This is a genomic window from Streptomyces sp. NPDC057694 (genome assembly GCF_042799415.1).
Lineage (GTDB): Bacteria > Actinomycetota > Actinomycetes > Streptomycetales > Streptomycetaceae > Streptomyces.
Map to the genome: position 1 here is coordinate 204429 of NZ_JBHVIX010000005.1, position 18224 is coordinate 222652.

Sequence of the window (18224 nt, forward strand, 5' to 3'; positions counted from 1 at the left end):
AGAGCGAGGGACTTCCCGTGCGCCGCGCAGTCTGTCCCGGGTCGTTCGACCCCATCACCAACGGCCACCTCGACATCATCGCCCGCGCCTCGAAGCTGTACGACGTGGTGCATGTCGCGGTGATGATCAACAAGTCCAAGCAGGGCCTTTTCACCGTCGACGAGCGCATCGAGCTGATCCGCGAGGTCACCGCCGAGTTCGGCAACGTGGAGGTCGAGGCCTTCCACGGCCTCCTCGTCGACTTCTGCAAGCAGCGCGACATCCCGGCCATCGTGAAGGGCCTGCGCGCCGTCAGCGACTTCGACTACGAGCTGCAGATGGCCCAGATGAACAACGGCCTGTCGGGTGTGGAGACGCTCTTCGTCCCCACCAACCCCACCTACAGCTTCCTGTCCTCCTCGCTCGTCAAGGAGGTCGCGGCCTGGGGCGGCGACGTGTCGCACCTGGTCCCGCCGGTGGTGCACGCGTCGCTGACCGAGCGCCTCCCCAAGAAGTGACACGCACACACCAGTTGGGCATACAGTCGTCCCGTCCGTCTCCAACACCCCTCACATTCCTGTGAGCAGACGAGAGAGTGGCGAGCACACGGTGGACGTGCAACAGAAGCTCGACGAGATCGTCGCCGCGGTCGGCAACGCCCGGTCCATGCCCATGTCGGCCTCGTGCGTGGTCAACCGCGCCGACCTTCTCTCGATGCTCGAAGAAGTGCGCCAGGCGCTGCCCGGCTCCCTGGCGCAGGCCCAGGAGCTCATCGGCGGCCGCGAGCAGATGGTCGAGCAGGCCCGCTCCGAGGCCGAGCGGATCATCGAGACCGCGCACGCCGAGCGCGGCACCCTGATCTCGGACACCGAGATCGCCCGCCGCTCGCAGAACGAGGCGGACCGGATCCTCACCGAGGCCCGGCAGGAGGCCGAGGAGGTGCGCGCGGAGGCCGACGACTACGTCGACTCCAAGCTGGCCAACTTCGAGGTCGTCCTCACCAAGACCCTCGGTTCGGTCGGCCGCGGCCGTGAGAAGCTGCTCGGCACGGGCCCCGGTATCGACGAGCAGGGCTACGAGGACGAGGACGCTCCCGAGCGCAGCCACGACCCCGAGACCCTGCGCCGTGATGCCGACGCCTATGTGGACGTCAAGCTCGGCGCCTTCGAGGCGGTGCTCGCCAAGACCCTGGAGGCCGTCGGCAAGGGCCGCCAGAAGCTGCACGGCCGGCTCGCCAGCGACGACCTGGGCGCGCTGCACACGGACGGCGAGGGCGGCGCGCAGGCGCACACCAGCGACGCCGACTACCTCGCGGGCCTCGCGGAGATCGGCGGCCAGGTCGCCCAGCCCGTCGCGCAGGAGCAGCAGGCGCCGATGGCCCCGCAGATCCCGGCCCAGCAGCCCGCGTACGCGCAGGACGTACAGCAGCAGGACCAGTACGGGTACCAGCAGCAGCCCCAGGCCTACGGGCAGCAGGACCCCTATGCCGTGTACCAGCAGCAGGATCCGTACGGATACCAGCAGCAGGATCCGTACGCGGCTCAGGTCCAGCAGGACCAGTACCAGTACGGCTACCAGCAGGACGCCCAGCAGCCCCAGGCCGCCGCCCTCGACGAGACCAGTCTCTTCGACACCAGCATGATCAGCATGGATCAGGTGCGGGAGTACGAGCGGCAGTACGACCAGGGCCGCTGAACCCGGTCGTGCCAAGGTGGCCGGGACCGGATTGGGCCGTGAGCGAATGGTCCAGTATCCTGGCTGTTCGGTCGCGCGTACACGTGCGTTCCGAGCTGCCCGGAATGGTTCCCCGGAGTACCGGGGCAGCCAGTCCCCGGAGCTCTTCACAAGCCTCGTAGAACGAAAGCAGGACCAGCCCTGAATACCCACCTCGACCACCGCAACCCTCTCGTGTTCGACACACACGAGCTGGGTCGGCGTCCTGGTGCCATGCAGCGGCTGTCCCGCACGATCGACGCTCCCAAGGACTTCGGTATCCAGGGAGTCATCGAGGTGCCGGAAGGCGCCCCGGTGGAGCTTGATCTCCGCCTGGAGTCGGTCATGGAAGGTGCGCTTGTCACAGGCACCGCCCGTGCATCGGCCAAGGGGGAGTGCGTAAGGTGTCTGGAGCCGCTCGACCTCGAGGTCGACGCGGACTTCCAGGAGATGTTCTCGTACCCTGACGCCGACGACCGGGGCCGCGTAAAGGCGGAACCGGGCGACGACGCCGAGGACGACGAGGACAGGCTCTTTCTCGAGGACGGCCTGTTCGACCTCGAGCCTGTGCTGCGTGATGCGGTGGTGCTCGCACTGCCGATGCAGCCGGTGTGCCAGGAAGACTGCGAGGGTCTGTGCTCCGAGTGCGGAGTACGGCTTTCGGACGAGCCGGGCCACCACCACGACGCCGTCGACATCCGTTGGGCGGCACTGCAGGGACTCGCTGGCACCATCCAGGACGGCGAGAAGGACGAGATGAGCGGCGCCGAAGCACAAGCGGGCGTCGACGAGAAGCAGGAGAAGTAGCCGTGGCTGTTCCGAAGCGGAAGATGTCGCGCAGCAACACGCGCCACCGCCGGTCGCAGTGGAAGGCTGCGGTCCCCACCCTGGTTTCGTGTGAGCGTTGCCAGGAGCCCAAGCTGCAGCACATCGCGTGCCCCGCTTGTGGCACCTATAACAAGCGCCAGGTCCTCGAGGTCTGAGCGGCTGGTGAGAGGCACAGTGGCTAGCCATAAATCGGCGGATGACGCCAAGAAAAAGGCGGACACCACAGCCTCGTCCCACACGCTTCTGGAAGGGCGGCTCGGGTACAAACTCGAGTCCGCCCTTCTGGTGCGTGCGCTGACGCATCGCTCGTACGCGTACGAGAACGGTGGCCTGCCGACCAATGAGCGGCTCGAGTTCCTCGGGGACTCGGTGCTCGGTCTCGTCGTCACGGACACCCTTTACCGAACCCACCCCGACCTGCCCGAGGGCCAGCTGGCCAAGCTGCGGGCCGCGGTGGTCAATTCGCGTGCGCTTGCGGAGGTCAGTCGCGGGCTCGACCTGGGCTCCTTCATCCGGCTCGGCCGGGGTGAAGAAGGCACAGGCGGCCGGGACAAGGCGTCCATCCTCGCCGACACCCTTGAAGCGGTGATCGGCGCCGTCTATCTGGATCAAGGTCTGGACGCAGCGGGTGAGCTGGTGCACCGGCTCTTCGACCCGCTGATCGAGAAGTCCTCGAATCTGGGTGCCGGCCTGGACTGGAAGACCAGTCTCCAGGAACTCACGGCGACCGAGGGGCTCGGTGTTCCCGAGTACCTGGTCTCCGAGACCGGTCCTGATCACGAGAAGACCTTCACTGCTGCCGCCCGCGTCGGAGGCGTCTCGTACGGCACCGGCACCGGCCGCAGCAAGAAGGAAGCGGAGCAGCAGGCCGCGGAGTCCGCGTGGCGCGCCATTCGCGCCGCCGCGGATGAGCGGGCCGAGGCCGCCGCGTCGTCCGAGGGCGCCGACAGCGCCCCCGGGGTGTAGGTCTTCGTTTTCTGAAGCGCCCGTTCTCGCCGGTTTCCGCCGGTGGGGGCGGGCGCTTTTTCTATCGTTGTCGTCTGCGGGCCGGTGGGGGCTGGTCGCGCAGTTCCCCGCGCCCCTTCGGGGCGCAGTACGCCATGGAGGATTTGTGCCGGAACTTCCCGAGGTCGAAGTCGTGCGGCGAGGGCTCGCGCGGTGGGTGGCGCGGCGGACCGTCGACGAGGTCGAGGTGCTGCATCCGCGTGCCGTGCGGCGGCACATCGCGGGCGGGGACGACTTCGCGCACCGCCTCAAGGGGCAGCGGGTCGGCGAGCCGAGCCGCCGCGGCAAGTATCTCTGGATCCCTCTCGACACCACGCACACGGCCGTCCTCGCGCACCTCGGCATGAGCGGCCAGCTGCTCGTGCAGCCGCACGACACCCCCGACGAGAAGCACTTGCGCATCCGCGTCCGGTTCGACGACGACCTCGGCACCGAACTGCGCTTCGTCGACCAACGCACCTTCGGCGGACTGTCGTTGCACGACACCATCCCCGACGGGCTGCCCGACGTCATCGCGCACATCGCCCGCGATCCGCTCGACCCGCTCTTCGACGACGCCGCGTTCCACGACGCCCTGCGCCGCAAGCGCACCACCATCAAGCGCGCCCTGCTCGACCAGTCGCTCATCAGCGGTGTCGGCAACATCTACGCGGACGAGGCGCTCTGGCGCGCGAAGCTGCACTACGAGCGCCCCACCGCCACGTTCACGCGCCCGCGCACGGCCGAACTCCTCGGCCACATCAGGGACGTGATGAACGCGGCGCTCTCCGTCGGCGGGACCAGCTTCGACTCCCTCTACGTCAATGTGAACGGGGAATCGGGGTACTTCGACCGGTCCCTCGACGCCTACGGGAGGGAAGGACTGCCCTGCCGACGGTGTGCCACACCGATGCTGCGCCGCCCGTGGATGAACCGGTCCAGCTACTTCTGCCCGCGCTGTCAGCGGCCGCCGCGCGTCGCGTCGTAGCGCTCACGCGCCACCAGTACGTCGTCCATGCGGCCCTCCACGAACTGGATGAGGGCCAGCAGCCGGCCGGCCACCTCGTGGCCCAGCGGGGTGAGTTCGTAGTCGACGCGCGGCGGGTTCGTCGGCTGGGCCTCGCGGTGCACCAGGCCGTCGCGCTCCAGTGCCTGCAAGGTCTGGGACAGCATCTTCTCGCTCACGCCGTCGACCCGTCGGCGCAGCTCGTTGAAGCGGAACGAGCCGTCGTGCAGCGCCCCGAGCGTGAGCGCGCCCCAGCGGCCCGTCACGTGCTCCAGCGTGCCGCGCGACGGGCAGGCCCTGGCGAACACGTCGTAGGCGCTGTCCGTGACGCCGTCCGTGGTGCTGTCGGCGGCGGTGGCGCTGGCGGTGTCGGTCGAGGTCATAGATGCAGAATACTCCCGGTTAGCGCTCGCCCAAGGGGTGCGCTAACTGGGAGTAAGTGTCGAGCTCCTGGGTGCTAGTACCCGAAGTCCTGCGTCCACCACGGGCCGCCGGAGCCGAAGTGCACTCCGACGCCGAGGGTCTTGAAGTCGCAGTTGAGGATGTTCGCCTTGTGGCCCTCGCTGTTCATCCAGGCGTCCATGACGGACTGGGCGTTGGCCTGGCCGCGGGCGATGTTCTCGCCGCCGAGGTTGGTGATGCCGACCTTCTTGGCGCGGTCCCACGGCGTCGCGCCGTCCGGGTCCGTGTGGTCGAAGAAGTTCCGCGCGGCCATGTCCTCGCTGAAGGCGCTCGCCAGCGAGGCGAGGTCGCTGTCGGCGGTCACCGGGGAGCAGCCGACCTTGGCGCGCTCCTGGTTGACGAGCGTGAGCACCTGGGCCGCGGCCGCCGCCTCGTCGGAGGTGGTCGTGGCCGAGCCGCCGGCGGCGGGCGCCGAGGTCTTCTTCACCGGGGCGGTCGTCGCCGGGCTCGCGCTCTTCGTCTTCGTGCCGCTGTCGGGAGCCGAGGTCTTGGACTCGGCCGGCGTCTTGGACGGCTTCGCGGACGGCTCGGCCGACTCGGTCGACTTCGAGGGCGAGGCGGACGGGGAGGCCGAGCGCTGGTCGTCGCGGCTCGCGGCGGACTGCGAGGCGCGGTCCTCGACCGTGCCGTCGGTTCCGCCCTGCGCCTCGACGCTGGGGGAGTCCGCGGCCTGCACCTTGTTGCCGCCGTGGTCGCCGCCGAGCTTGAAGGTGTCGCCGCCCGGGATCAGCCCCGAGGCCACCGCGACCGCGCCCATGGCCACGCACGCGGAGGCGCCGAGGAGCCCGGTGCGCAGCGGGACACCGTCGCGCTTCTTGCGGCGACGGTGTGCGTGCCCGCGCGGCGGGTCGTCGGATCCCCCGGCCGCGGACACGGAGCCGTACACGGCCGTCACGGTCTCGTCCTGCGGCGCGTAGGGCGACGTGGGGGCGTACGAAGACGTCGGCGCCACCGGAGCGGGCGCCGGTGCGTAGGAGGGGGCGGAGGCGTACGCGGAGTGCGCGGAATGTGAGGGGTACGAGAAGGTCTGCTCCTCGTGCGCCCCAGCGTGATCAACGCCGTACGGCTCGCCGTATTGTTCGGTGTACCAGCCCTCGGAGTGCTGCTCCTCCGGAGTGCCCGCGGCGCGGCCCGTGGCGGCGCGGCCGGCGTCGGAGCGTCGGTGGCGTCCCATGATTGTGGCCTTCCTCGATCCTCGCGGTCGTCGATGTGACTCACCCGTACGGGTGAGGCTCACCGGTCCGCGACGGTACCCCAGAACGCAAGGGGACGAAGTGCTCAGTGAGCAATTGGCCGGTTAGCGTGCAGCCATGAATGAAGATGTGCGCCTGGTCGCGTGGGTGCGAGGACGCGTCCAACGTGTGGGTTTTCGCTGGTTCACGCGGGCGCGGGCCCTGGAGATCGGCGGCCTGAGTGGTTTTGCTCTCAATTTGGACGACGGCCGTGTGCAAGTGGTCGCCGAAGGGCCGCGCGAGGCGTGTCAGCAACTGCTCGACTGGCTGCACGGCGACGACACACCCGGCCGCGTCGACGGTGTCACCGAGATCTGGGACACACCGCGTGGCGGCTACGACGGATTCGCCATTCGCTGAAGCGGCGGCGCCGATGGCCCGCGCGGTGGGGGCGCAGAGGTGCCGTGGGCAACTGCTCCGGGCAGAAACGCCCTGGTGGTTGCCAATACGGGGGAGTCGTGGCAGGCTCCGGAGGTACGGATGATCTCCACGCCCCCAGGGCCCCGACGGTCCGGCCGCGCCGCACGATCGAAGGCGCAGAGCCCCCGGGATGCCCACCAATACGGGGCGTGATCGTGTTGACCGTCAAACTTTTTGGTGAGACTCTGGAATCCCCGCGCACCTTAGCTGTTTGGCATGTGGGAACGGCCAGCAAGACAAGAAGTGCCAAGCACCGCGGGTGCGTTTTCCCTCTCAACCTCACGACCCACCATCGCTTCGGTCGGTCACTCAGTGTGGAGGACCATCCATCATGGCAAAGGCGCTTCTCGGTTACGTCGGCGGCAGCGACCCGCGACTTCTCGCCGAGATGCGACGGCTCCAGCAGCGTGTCCAGGATCTGGAATCCGAGCTCGGCCGGATCCAGGCCGAGAACGACGCGCTCGCGGCTGCCGCTTCTCACGACGCTCTCATCGAGGTCGACGTACCCCAGGCGGAGCCCGCGCTCACCTGACCGCATTCAACGGGCGCAGAGGCATCGGCGCTCGCGGTCCGGCTGCTCGGAACCATCGCTTGGCAGAGCAACGCATCGGATAAGCACGAGATATGCAAGGGACGCTTCGGCGTCCCTTCTTTCTTTCCTTCCCGCCTGCTCCGGTCTCCGACCCCCGCGCACCGAAGCGCTTTCTTAACGTCTGATGTGCCCTGCACCTTCATCGGTGAAACCGTGGGTTCATGGAGTGAGACAGGGGCGCCCGGTAGAGTCCGACGGCGTGCACCTCAAGGTTCTGACCCTGCGCGGGTTCAAATCGTTCGCCTCGGCCACCACGCTGCGGTTCGAGCCGGGCATCACCTGTGTCGTGGGCCCCAATGGTTCGGGCAAGTCCAATGTCGTGGACGCCCTGAGCTGGGTCATGGGCGAGCAGGGCGCCAAGTCGCTGCGCGGCGGCAAGATGGAGGACGTCATCTTCGCCGGCACCACCGGCCGGCCGCCGCTCGGCCGCGCCGAGGTGTCGCTGACCATCGACAACTCCGACGGGGCGCTGCCCATCGAGTACGCCGAGGTCACCATCACGCGGATCATGTTCCGCAACGGCGGCAGCGAGTACCAGATCAACGGCGACACGTGCCGCCTCCTCGACATCCAGGATCTGCTGTCCGACTCCGGCATCGGCCGCGAGATGCACGTCATCGTCGGGCAGGGCCAGCTCGACTCCGTGCTGCACGCCGACCCCATGGGCCGCCGCGCCTTCATCGAGGAGGCCGCCGGCGTCCTCAAGCACCGCAAGCGCAAGGAGAAGGCGCTGCGGAAGCTGGACGCGATGCAGGCCAACCTCTCCCGCGTACAGGACCTCACCGACGAACTGCGGCGACAGCTCAAGCCGCTCGGCCGGCAGGCGGCCGTCGCCCGGCGGGCCGCTGTCATCCAGGCCGATCTGCGCGACGCGCGGCTGCGGCTGCTCGCCGACGACCTCGTACGGCTGCGGGAGGCGCTCAGCGCCGAGGTCGCCGACGAGGCCGAGCTGAAGCGGCGCAAGGAGGCCGCGGAGGGCGAGCTGAAGAAAGCCCTGCTGCGCGAGGGGCACCTGGAGGACGAGGTGCGGCAGCTGACCCCGCGGCTCCAGCGGGCGCAGCAGACCTGGGTCGATCTGTCGCAGCTGGCCGAGCGGGTGCGCGGCACCGTCTCGCTGGCGGACGCGCGCGTGAAGAGCGCACGGTCCGCGCCCGCCGAGGAACGGCGCGGCCGTGACCCCGAGGACCTGGAGCGCGAGGCCGCCCGGGTGCGCGAGCAGGAGGCCGAGCTGGCCGCCGCCCTGGAAGCGGCGCAGACCGCGCTCGACGAGACGGTGTCCCACCGCGCCGACCTGGAGCGTGAACTGGCGGTCGAGGAGCGCCGGCTCAGGGACGTCGCCCGGGCCATCGCCGATCGCCGGGAGGGCCTCGCCCGGTTGCAGGGGCAGGTCAACGCGGCGCGCTCGCGGGCCGCCTCCGCCCAGGCCGAGATCGACCGGCTCGCCGCCGCACGGGACGAGGCGGAGCAGCGGGCCGTCACGGCGCAGGAGGAGTACGAGCAGCTCAAGGCCGAGGTCGACGGGCTCGACGCGGGCGACGAGGAGCTGGGAGCGCGTCTTGAGGAGGCGAAGACCGGGCTCGCCGGGGCCGAGTCCGCGCTGTCCGCGGCCCGCGAGGCCGCCACCTCCGCCGAGCGCAAGCGGGCCGCCGTCGCCGCCCGGCACGAGGCGCTCGCGCTGGGGCTGCGCAGGAAAGACGGTACGGGGGCGCTGCTCGGCGCCAAGGAACGGCTGAGCGGGCTGCTCGGACCGGCTGCCGAACTGCTCTCCGTCGAACCGGGATTCGAGGTGCCCGTGGCGGCGGCGTTCGGGGCGGCGGCCGACGCCATCGCCGTGACGTCCCCGACCGCCGCTGCCGAAGCGATTCGCCTGCTGCGCAAGCAGGACGCGGGACGGGCCGCCCTGCTGCTCGCCGGGGACGCTTCCACTGATCAGCAGGACAGCCAGGATCACGGGCCGGACAGCCCGCCGTACGCCGCCGAACTCGTCCGGGGACCGGCCGAGCTGCTGCCCGCGGTGCGCCGGTTGCTGCGCGGCATCGTTGTCGTGGGGACGTTGGAGGACGCCGAGGACCTGGTCTACGCCCGGCCCGAGCTGACCGCGGTGACCGCCGAGGGCGATCTGCTCGGGGCGCATTTCGCGCAGGGCGGGTCCGCCGGGGCGCCCAGCCTTCTGGAGGTCCAGGCCTCCGTCGACGAGGCCGCCGCCGAGCTGGAGCGGCTGGCCGCGCAGTGCGAGGAGCTGGCCGAGGTCCAGCACGCGGCGGGGGAGCGGCGCCGGGAGTGCGCCGCGCTCGTCGAGGAGCTGGGGCAGCGGCAGCGCGCCATAGAGCGGGAGCGCTCCGGCCGGGCGCAGCAGCTCGGGAGGCTCGCCGGACAGGCGCGGGGCGCCGCGGGCGAGGCCGAGCGCAGCGCCGCCGCGGCGGCCAAGGCGCAGGACGCGCTGGAGAAGGCCGCCATGGACGCGGAGGAGCTGGCCGAGCGGCTCGCCGTGGCCGAGGAGCAGTCCGCGTACGGCGACGGGGACGAGGAGCCGGACACGTCCATGCGCGACCGGCTCTCCGCCGACGGTGCCAACGCCCGGCAGACGGAGATGGAGGCCCGCCTTCAGGTGCGTACGCACGAGGAGCGGGTCAAGGGGCTCGCGGGGCGCGCCGACTCGCTCGACCGGGCCGCCCGCGCCGAACGCGAGGCACGCGCGCGTGCCGAGCGGCAGCGGGCCCGGCTCCAGTACGAGGCCGCCGTCGCCGAGGCCGTCGCGTCCGGCGCCCGGCAGCTGCTCGCGCACGTCGAGGTGTCCATCGCGCGGGCCGACGCGGAGCGCACCCTCGCCGAGCGGGCCAAGGCCGCACGCGAGCAGGAACTGGTCGCCGAGCGGGGCCGCGGCCGGGATCTCAAGGCGGAACTCGACAAACTCACTGATTCAGTCCACCGGGGCGAGGTACTGGGAGCGGAGAAGCGGCTGCGGATCGAGCAGCTGGAGACCAAGGCGCTGGAGGAACTGGGTGTCGAACCGGCCGGACTCGTCGCGGACTACGGTCCCGGCCGGCTCGTGCCGCCCTCGCTCCCCGCCGAGGGCGAGGAGTTGCCGGAGGATCCGGAGCATCCGCGCAACAAGCCGCGGCCGTTCGTCCGTTCGGAGCAGGAGAAACGGCTCAAGTCCGCAGAGCGCGCCTATCAGCAGCTGGGCAAGGTCAATCCCCTTGCTCTGGAGGAGTTCGCGGCACTCGAAGAGCGCCACAAGTTCCTCAGTGAGCAGCTGGAGGACCTGAAGAAGACCCGTACCGACCTCCTTCAAGTGGTGAAGGAGGTGGATGAGCGGGTCGAGCAGGTCTTCACCGAGGCGTTCCGGGACACGGCCCGGGAGTTCGAGGGCGTCTTCAGCCGGCTGTTCCCGGGCGGCGAGGGGCGGCTGATCCTGACCGACCCCGACAACATGCTCACCACGGGCGTGGACGTCGAGGCCCGCCCGCCGGGCAAGAAGGTCAAGCGGCTGAGCCTGCTCTCGGGTGGTGAGCGCTCGCTGACCGCCGTGGCGATGCTGGTCTCCATCTTCAAGGCGCGGCCCAGCCCGTTCTACGTGATGGACGAGGTCGAGGCCGCTCTCGACGACACCAATCTGCAGCGCCTGATCCGCATCATGCAGGAGCTGCAGGAGGCCTCGCAGCTCATCGTGATCACGCACCAGAAGCGCACGATGGAGGTCGCCGACGCGTTGTACGGCGTCTCCATGCAGGGTGACGGGGTGTCGAAGGTGATCAGCCAGCGCCTGCGGTAGGCCGGGGCGGGGCGGCGAGCCCGCCGTTCCCGGCGACCTTTTGAGGTCCTGACCGGCTTCCACCGGCCCTCATCAGTCTTCAAGACTTGAACACTGTGCGCCTCTCCTGTGCTCAAAAATTCACAGCACCCCAAGTATTGACTTCGAAACTTGAACACATAGTCTCTGCAACGTTGCTTTTACCTTCAGGTGGTGGGCCGCGTGATGCTGTGCGCCACTTTGAAGAGCTCGCCCCCACCCCCGGCAGCGAAGCCGGTGGCCCGAGGAGTACACGTGACCGACACAGCGGCACCTTCGTCCGGAGCCCGGGACGCTCATCCCGAGCATCTGGGCCATGTCATCTTCATCGCGGCCGCGGCCGCGATGGGCGGCTTCCTGTTCGGCTACGACAGTTCCGTGATCAACGGTGCCGTCGAAGCCATCCGCGACCGGTACGACATCGGCTCTGCCGCACTCGCGCAGGTGATCGCCATCGCCCTGATCGGCTGTGCCATCGGCGCCGCCACCGCGGGCCGGATCGCCGACCGCATCGGACGCATCCGCTGCATGCAGATCGCGGCGGTCATGTTCACCATCAGCGCCGTCGGTTCGGCGCTGCCCTTCGCCCTGTGGGACCTGGCGTTCTGGCGGATCGTCGGTGGCTTCGCCATCGGTATGGCCTCGGTCATCGGCCCGGCGTACATCGCCGAGGTCGCCCCGCCCGCCTACCGCGGCCGGCTCGGTTCCTTCCAGCAGGCGGCGATCGTCATCGGCATCGCCATCTCCCAGCTCGTCAACTGGGGTCTGCTGAACGCCGCGGACGGCGACCAGCGCGGCAAGCTGATGGGCCTCGAGGCCTGGCAGGTCATGCTCGGCGTCATGGTCATCCCGGCCATCCTCTACGGCCTGCTCTCCTTCGCGATCCCCGAGTCGCCGCGCTTCCTGATCTCCGTCGGCAAGACCGAGCGGGCCAAGAAGGTCCTCGAAGAGGTCGAGGGCGACAAGATCGACCTGGACGCGCGCGTGGGCGAGATCGAGAACGCCATGCGCAGCGAGCACAAGTCCACCTTCAAGGACCTGCTCGGCGGCAGCTTCTTCTTCAAGCCGATCGTCTGGGTCGGTATCGGCCTCTCCGTCTTCCAGCAGTTCGTCGGCATCAACGTCGCGTTCTACTACTCCTCGACGCTGTGGCAGTCGGTCGGTGTCGACCCGTCGGACTCGTTCTTCTACTCGTTCACGACGTCGATCATCAACATCGTCGGTACGGTCATCGCGATGATCTTCGTGGACCGGATCGGCCGCAAGCCGCTGGCCCTGATCGGTTCCGTCGGTATGGTCATCGGCCTCGCGCTGGAGGCCTGGGCGTTCTCCTACGACCTGGTGGACGGCAAGCTGCCGGCCACGCAGGGCTGGGTGGCCCTCGTCGCGGCCCACGTGTTCGTGCTCTTCTTCGCCCTGTCGTGGGGTGTCGTCGTCTGGGTCTTCCTCGGCGAGATGTTCCCGAACAAGATCCGCGCCGCGGCCCTCGGTGTGGCCGCCTCGGCCCAGTGGATCGCCAACTGGGCGATCACCGCGAGCTTCCCGTCGCTGGCCGACTGGAACCTCTCCGTGACGTACATCATCTACACGGTCTTCGCCGCGCTCTCCATCCCGTTCGTGCTCAAGTTCGTGAAGGAGACCAAGGGCAAGTCCCTGGAGGAGATGGGCTGACCCGCCCACTCCTCGTACGACCCGGGGAGGCGGCTCTTGTTCCCCCGCCGCCGTCTCCCCGTACGACTGCGCCGCCACCGGTCTCCGGTGGCGGCGCAGTCGTCGAGGGGGGTCACCAGATCAGGACGCCGCCGCCGATCTCCAGCGCCTTGCGGCAGCTCTCCTCGATGATCCGCAGCCGCTGCTCGATCCCGCGCCGCTGCTGCTCCGACGTGCAGACCCTCGCGGTGGCCCGGGCGAGCTCCGCCGCGTGGGTGCGCAGCAGATCCACCTCCGCGAGCAGAGCGGGGACGTCGGGCGCTTCGACGTACAGATCGTCGATGGCGAGCAGCGGCAGCAGCCGGGCGCCGAGCGAACGTGCCGTGGGCGAACCCCACACCGTCTTGCGCCACGACTCGAAGCCCCCGGACTGATACACGTCGTCCGGTACGTCGAGGATGCGCATCTCGCCGTCCGGGTCACGGACGAAGACCTCCACGAGCAGGCTCATGCCCGCAGTGCATCACCGGCGGCCGCCGCTCAGCCACCGGATATCGCCGGAATGACCTCCTCCGCGAACAGCCGCAGGCTGCGCCAGCCCTCCTCCAGGGGCATACCGCCCGACAGCGGGTGCAGTACGTAGTTGTCGAGGCCCTGCGCCACGCACTCCTCGGGCGTGAGGATCCGGTAGACGCCCTCGGCGCGCAGCTCCTCGACCGTCGAGGCTCCCGACTTCACCGCCGACTTGATGTCCCCGGACTGCCAGGACGCGTACGTGCGCGCCTCGTGCAGGAAGTGCTCGCCGTGCTCGGCCCAGCTGCGGTCCGGGTCCTCGGAGAGGTGAAGCAGCGGGGTGGTCTCGGTGGGCATCATGGTCCAGCCCTCGGTCCCGTACTCGACGAGCTTCTCCTTGTAGTACGTCTCCAGCTCCGGCAGATGCGCACTGGGGAAGAGCGGCAGCCCGAGCCGGGCCGCCCGGCGCGCGGCCGCCTGCGAGGAGCCGCCGACCAGGAGCAGGGGATGGGGCTGGGTGAACGGCCGGGGAGTGACCCGGACCCGGCGTCCCCGGAAGGTGAACTCCTCGCCGGACCAGGCCTTCAGCAGCGTCTCCAGGAGCTCGTCCTGGAGCTTGCCGCGCCGCTTCCACTCCACGTCGAACTGGGCGTACTCCTCGGGCCGGTAGCCGATCCCGGCGACCGTCACCAGGCGTCCGCCACTGAGCAGGTCCAGAACGGCGATGTCCTCGGCGAGGCGCAGCGGGTCGTGCAGCGGGCCGATGATCGCGGAGACCGTGACCGCGATCCGCCGGGTGGCGCCGAGGACCGCGCCGGCGAAGGTGAACGGCGAGGACAGCCAGTTGTTGGCGACGCCGTGGTGCTCCTCGGTCTGCACGGTGTCGATGCCGTGCTCGTCGGCGTACACCGCCATCTCCACGGCCGCCTGGTAGCGGGCGCTGAGCGACTCCGGCGTACCGGCGGGATCGACCAGATTGAACCGTACGACGGAGACGGGCATGGAAAAGTCCCCCTTCAGCGGGCTCGGGGCTCGGGTGAAGGGGGACGGTAGCTGACAGTGCGTCAGATAGCCATGGCCTCGGGCTCCCGGGGCGCCTCGTCGGCGGCGTCCGGGTCCCTGGTGGTGTCCACCGGCTTCGGCAGCGCCAGGTAGAGCAGGCCGGAGACGACGATCGTGACGATCCAGCCGAGGCCGTACTCACCGATGAAGTTGTTGCCGGCGAGCGGGCCGGAGAACCAGTCCGACGAGGTGAAGAGCAGCCCCGCGCCGAGGCCCGCTGCCCAGGAGGCGACGGCGGCGGGGGAGAAGCCGCCCTTGTACCAGTAGGCGCTGGTGCGGGTGGTGTCGAGCATGGCCGCGGCGTCGTAGTGCTTGCGCTTGAACATGTCCGCGCCGAAGACGCCGACCCAGGCGGAGAAGGCCACCGCGAGCAGCGACAGGAAGGCGATGAACGAGCCCATGAAGCTGGTGGCGACCAGCATCAGGATGCCGCCGAAGATCAGCGAGATGACCGCGTTGACCGAGACCGCCCAGTGGCGCGGGACCTTGAAGCCGAGGGTCTGCGCGGTGAAGCCGGCCGAGTACATCGACATGGCGTTGATCAGCAGCATGCCGACCAGGGAGATCAGCAGGTACGGCACCGCGATCCAGGTCGGCAGCAGCTCACCGAGGAAGGAGACCGGGTCGGACGCCGAGGCCAGGTCGGGCGTGGAGACCGCCATGACGGCGCCCATCAGGACCATGGGGAGCACGACGATGCCCGCGCCGCCGATGGAGGTGCCGACGATCGCCCGGGAGGAGGCGGTGCGCGGCAGGTACCGGGTGAAGTCCGGGGAGGACGGGATCCAGCTGACGCCACCGGCCGCGATCATGCCGATGCCCGCGACCATCAGCGAGGTCTGCCCGGCGGGGCGGCCGAAGACCGCGGACCAGTCGGTGTTGATGATCAGGTAGACCAGTACCAGTACCGAGAAGAGTCCGAAGAGGTACGTCGCGTACTTGTTGCACTTCTGTACGGCGTTGATGCCGAGCCCCGAGATCACGAACGTGGCGACCACGAAGGCGAGCAGGGTGACGATCACCAGGACGTTGTTCTTCTTGATGTCGAACAGAATGCTGAGGATCGTCAGGACGGCGTAGGCACCCGTCACCGCGTTGATCGTCTCCCAGCCCCAGCGTGCGACCCAGATCAGTGATCCGGGCAGCAGATTGCCGCGCTGGCCGAAGACCGCCCGGGACAGCGCCATGCCGGGGGCGCCGCCGCGCTTGCCCGCGATGCCGATCAGACCGACCAGGCCGTACGACACGATGGGCGCCGCGATCGCGACGACGAGGGCCTGCCAGAAGTTCAGCTTGTAGGCCACGACGAGGCTCGCGCCCATCGTGAGCAGCAGCACGCTGATGTTGGCGCCGACCCAGGTGGGGAAGAGGTCGCGGGTCTTGGCGGTGCGCTCGGAATCGGGGACGGGCTCGAGGCCGCGCGTTTCGAGTGCGCCTTCGGATGCGGCGGTCTTGCTCATAGCGGTGGGGTTCCGTGCCTCTCGCTCGGCTCAGACGTGGGGGACGGGAGAGCCGGTGGGGGTGGGTGCCTGTCGGGCCAGGGCCGGCCCGGTGGTGCCGGGCGTGTCGCTCTCGATGGACTCTACGCGCGTTGACGCGACCTCTTCCATCGTACTTTAGTCCGAGTCATACCCTCCAGGCCCCTTTGTCCTTTGGAGGAAGCAACGAGAACAGCCCCGCCCGGGGCCCATGACTGATACTGGACGAGTTATGGAAATCGTCATCCTTGCTGTAGTCATCGCGGTGGTCGCGATCGTCGCGGTCAGCGGGCTGGTGGTCAGCGGTCGCAAGAAGAAGCAGCTGCCGCCTCCTCCCCCGTCGGCACCCGACATCACCGCCGCCCCGCCCGCCGAGCCGCACGTCGGCGACGAGGCCGAGACGCCGCGCGACGAAGCGCGGCGCACGATCGAGGAGGTGGACCTTCCGGTCACCGAGGAGCCCGCGGCTCCTGTGGTGGTCGAGGAACCCGCAGCTCCCGAGGTCGAGGTACCGGAGCCGACCGCGGGCCGCCTGGTGCGGCTGCGCGCCCGTCTCTCCCGCTCGCAGAACGCGCTCGGCAAGGGGCTGCTCACGCTCCTGTCGCGTGAGCACCTCGACGAGGACACCTGGGAGGAGATCGAGGACACCCTGCTCACCGCCGACGTCGGTGTGCAGCCCACCCAGGAGCTGGTCGAGAGCCTGCGCGAGCGCGTGCGGGTCCTCGGCACCCGCACCCCGGACGAGCTGCGCGGCCTGCTGCGCGAAGAGCTCCTCAAGCTGCTCGTTCCCGAGTTCGACCGGGCCGTGAAGACGGACTCGAACCTCGACACCCCGGGCATCGTGATGGTCGTCGGGGTCAACGGCACCGGCAAGACCACCACCACCGGCAAGCTCGCGCGTGTGCTGGTCGCCGACGGCAAGAACGTCGTGCTCGGCGCCGCAGATACGTTCCGCGCCGCCGCCGCCGACCAGCTCCAGACCTGGGGCGAGCGCGTCGGTGCCCGCACCGTGCGCGGCCCCGAGGGCGGCGACCCGGCGTCCATCGCCTTCGACGCCGTGAAGGAGGGCATCGAGGAGGGCGCGGACGTCGTCCTCATCGACACCGCGGGCCGGCTGCACACCAAGACCGGCCTCATGGACGAGCTGGGCAAGGTCAAGCGCGTCGTGGAGAAGCACGCGCCGCTCGACGAGGTGCTGCTCGTGCTCGACGCGACGACGGGGCAGAACGGGCTGGTCCAGGCCCGCGTCTTCGCCGAGGTCGTCGACATCAGCGGCATCGTGCTGACCAAGCTGGACGGCACGGCCAAGGGCGGCATCGTCATCGCGGTCCAGCGCGAGCTGGGCGTGCCGGTCAAGCTGATCGGCCTGGGCGAGGGCCCGGACGACCTCGCGCCGTTCGAGGCCGAGGCGTTCGTGGACGCGCTGATCGGCGAGTAATCGATTCGGCGCCGCCGGACGCAAGGGTGCGGGGAACTGCGGAGACGCAGTTCCCCGCACCCTTCTTTGTGCGGCCTTCTTTACGCGGCTCTTCTCTTGCGGGGTGACTGCGCGCGGGGGCGGCCGTGCGCAGGGCGGGTGGGCCTACGCGCAGGGCGACCTGTGAGCCACGTACGCCAGTGCGCCCAGCAGCAGTCGCGCCTGCGGCGGCTGCGTCGCCGTGTCCAGGGACGGGGCGCGCAGCCACGTCGCGGGTCCGAGGCCCGCACGGTCGGACGGCGGAGCGGTGATGTACTCACCGGCGCCGAGCGCGTGCAGGTCGAGCGAGGCGCCGTCCCAGCCCGTGCGGTAGAGCAGGGTCGGCAGTTCGGCCGCGGCACCCGGGGCGACGAAGAAGTGCGCGCGGCCCTCCGGGGTGGCGACGACCGGGCCGAGGGGGAGTCCCATGCGCTCCAGGCGGATCAGGGCGCGGCGGCCCGCCGCCTCGGGGACGTCCAGGATGTCGAAGGCGCGGCCGACGGGGAGCAGCACCGCGGCGCCGGGGAACTGCCCCCAGGCCGCCGTCACCTCGTCGAGAGTGGCGCCGGCCGGTACCAGGGCGGTCGGGTCGAGCGGGTGGGCGCCCGGGGCCGGGCAGTCCGTCTTGCCGCACGAGCAGACTCCGCCCGCGGCGCGGGCGCCGGGAATCACGTCCCAGCCCCACAGTCCGGTGAACTCCGCCACCGTGGTGCAGTCCGAAGCGCGGCCGGCCGCGCGGCCCCGGCGTCGTGTGCCGGAACGCATCTCGCGAATTCCGCCGATCGTGAAGCCCATGCCCCCTCCAACAGGTCCCGCGCGCCGGTGGTTACGCGACGGATACGGATCGTGACCCGATGCACTCGCCACTTGGTCAAGGCGGCGCCGAGCCGCATCCGGGGTGGTGCGCCGTGGGGTCACGCGCCCCGGCGCACTACGCTCCGCCCATCTCCGGCTGTCCTATGTCAAGTGAATCGTGTGTGGGCGCAACTGAGTTCATTCGAGGGGGTGGCGAATGGTGGCGTTTCGGGGTTCGCCCTCGCGAGAGGGGTGATCGTA

17 protein-coding genes are annotated in these 18224 nt (G+C 69.8%); 11 read left to right on the forward strand and 6 right to left on the reverse strand.

Annotated features, from left to right (window positions below; genetic code table 11):
• The first annotated feature begins 17 nt into the window (after nucleotides 1–17).
• The 6 genes from coaD (at nucleotide 18) to mutM (ending at nucleotide 4492) form a co-directional block, all read left to right on the forward strand.
• Nucleotides 18–497 (forward strand): pantetheine-phosphate adenylyltransferase, encoded by a 480-nt coding sequence (coaD, locus tag ACFVDP_RS15195; protein WP_383488999.1) that lies wholly within the window; start codon nucleotides 18–20, stop codon nucleotides 495–497.
• A 91-nt stretch (nucleotides 498–588) separates the two neighbouring features.
• On the forward strand, nucleotides 589–1674 hold the full coding sequence (locus tag ACFVDP_RS15200; protein WP_383489555.1) for an ATP synthase F0 subunit B: 1086 nt from the start codon (nucleotides 589–591) through the stop codon (nucleotides 1672–1674).
• A gap of 180 nt (nucleotides 1675–1854) precedes the next feature.
• Nucleotides 1855–2499 (forward strand): YceD family protein, encoded by a 645-nt coding sequence (locus tag ACFVDP_RS15205; protein WP_383489558.1) that lies wholly within the window; start codon nucleotides 1855–1857, stop codon nucleotides 2497–2499.
• A 2-nt stretch (nucleotides 2500–2501) separates the two neighbouring features.
• A complete protein-coding gene (gene rpmF, locus ACFVDP_RS15210) occupies nucleotides 2502–2675 on the forward strand; it encodes a 50S ribosomal protein L32 (RefSeq protein WP_030361955.1) in 174 nt (57 codons plus the stop codon).
• A gap of 7 nt (nucleotides 2676–2682) precedes the next feature.
• Entirely contained in the window at nucleotides 2683–3486 is an 804-nt protein-coding gene (gene rnc, locus ACFVDP_RS15215; protein ID WP_383489002.1) for a ribonuclease III, read from the forward strand.
• A gap of 145 nt (nucleotides 3487–3631) precedes the next feature.
• Nucleotides 3632–4492 (forward strand): bifunctional DNA-formamidopyrimidine glycosylase/DNA-(apurinic or apyrimidinic site) lyase, encoded by an 861-nt coding sequence (gene mutM / locus ACFVDP_RS15220; protein WP_383489004.1) that lies wholly within the window; start codon nucleotides 3632–3634, stop codon nucleotides 4490–4492.
• Here the strand turns inward: mutM and ACFVDP_RS15225 are convergent.
• Both ACFVDP_RS15225 and ACFVDP_RS15230 read right to left on the reverse strand, forming a co-directional pair.
• Entirely contained in the window at nucleotides 4465–4893 is a 429-nt protein-coding gene (locus ACFVDP_RS15225) for a winged helix-turn-helix transcriptional regulator (RefSeq protein WP_383489007.1), read from the reverse strand. The genes mutM and ACFVDP_RS15225 overlap by 28 nt on opposite strands.
• A gap of 74 nt (nucleotides 4894–4967) precedes the next feature.
• Nucleotides 4968–6146 (reverse strand): CAP domain-containing protein, encoded by a 1179-nt coding sequence (locus ACFVDP_RS15230; protein ID WP_383489010.1) that lies wholly within the window; start codon nucleotides 6144–6146, stop codon nucleotides 4968–4970.
• A gap of 136 nt (nucleotides 6147–6282) precedes the next feature.
• Between ACFVDP_RS15230 and ACFVDP_RS15235 the strand changes: the two genes are divergently transcribed.
• The 4 genes from ACFVDP_RS15235 to ACFVDP_RS15250 all read left to right on the forward strand — a co-directional run bounded on the left by ACFVDP_RS15235 (nucleotide 6283) and on the right by ACFVDP_RS15250 (nucleotide 12680).
• Nucleotides 6283–6564 (forward strand): acylphosphatase, encoded by a 282-nt coding sequence (locus ACFVDP_RS15235; protein WP_383489013.1) that lies wholly within the window; start codon nucleotides 6283–6285, stop codon nucleotides 6562–6564.
• Nucleotides 6565–6955: 391 nt separating this feature from the next.
• Entirely contained in the window at nucleotides 6956–7156 is a 201-nt protein-coding gene (locus ACFVDP_RS15240; RefSeq protein WP_111668230.1) for a hypothetical protein, read from the forward strand.
• A 259-nt stretch (nucleotides 7157–7415) separates the two neighbouring features.
• Nucleotides 7416–10991 carry a chromosome segregation protein SMC gene (gene smc, locus ACFVDP_RS15245; protein ID WP_383489017.1) on the forward strand — a complete coding sequence of 1192 codons (3576 nt, stop codon included), beginning with the start codon at nucleotides 7416–7418 and terminating at the stop codon, nucleotides 10989–10991.
• A gap of 273 nt (nucleotides 10992–11264) precedes the next feature.
• Entirely contained in the window at nucleotides 11265–12680 is a 1416-nt protein-coding gene (locus ACFVDP_RS15250; protein WP_383489020.1) for a sugar porter family MFS transporter, read from the forward strand.
• Between the two features lie 112 nt (nucleotides 12681–12792).
• Here the strand turns inward: ACFVDP_RS15250 and ACFVDP_RS15255 are convergent, their stop codons facing one another.
• The 3 genes from ACFVDP_RS15255 to ACFVDP_RS15265 all read right to left on the reverse strand — a co-directional run bounded on the left by ACFVDP_RS15255 (nucleotide 12793) and on the right by ACFVDP_RS15265 (nucleotide 15694).
• Nucleotides 12793–13170, reverse strand: coding sequence for a hypothetical protein (locus ACFVDP_RS15255; protein ID WP_383489023.1), 378 nt, complete (start codon nucleotides 13168–13170; stop codon nucleotides 12793–12795).
• Between the two features lie 29 nt (nucleotides 13171–13199).
• On the reverse strand, nucleotides 13200–14174 hold the full coding sequence (locus ACFVDP_RS15260) for an LLM class flavin-dependent oxidoreductase (protein WP_383489025.1): 975 nt from the start codon (nucleotides 14172–14174) through the stop codon (nucleotides 13200–13202).
• Nucleotides 14175–14236: 62 nt separating this feature from the next.
• A complete protein-coding gene (locus ACFVDP_RS15265; RefSeq protein ID WP_383489028.1) occupies nucleotides 14237–15694 on the reverse strand; it encodes a cytosine permease in 1458 nt (485 codons plus the stop codon).
• Between the two features lie 250 nt (nucleotides 15695–15944).
• Between ACFVDP_RS15265 and ftsY the strand changes: the two genes are divergently transcribed.
• Entirely contained in the window at nucleotides 15945–17150 is a 1206-nt protein-coding gene (ftsY, locus tag ACFVDP_RS15270) for a signal recognition particle-docking protein FtsY (RefSeq protein WP_383489031.1), read from the forward strand.
• Between the two features lie 144 nt (nucleotides 17151–17294).
• On the opposite strand, the gene ACFVDP_RS15275 is transcribed toward ftsY, so the two are convergent.
• The gene (locus ACFVDP_RS15275) at nucleotides 17295–17963 is read right to left on the reverse strand and encodes a bifunctional DNA primase/polymerase (protein WP_383489034.1); all 669 of its coding nucleotides are present in this window, start codon (nucleotides 17961–17963) and stop codon (nucleotides 17295–17297) included.
• Nucleotides 17964–18224 lie beyond the last annotated feature (261 nt).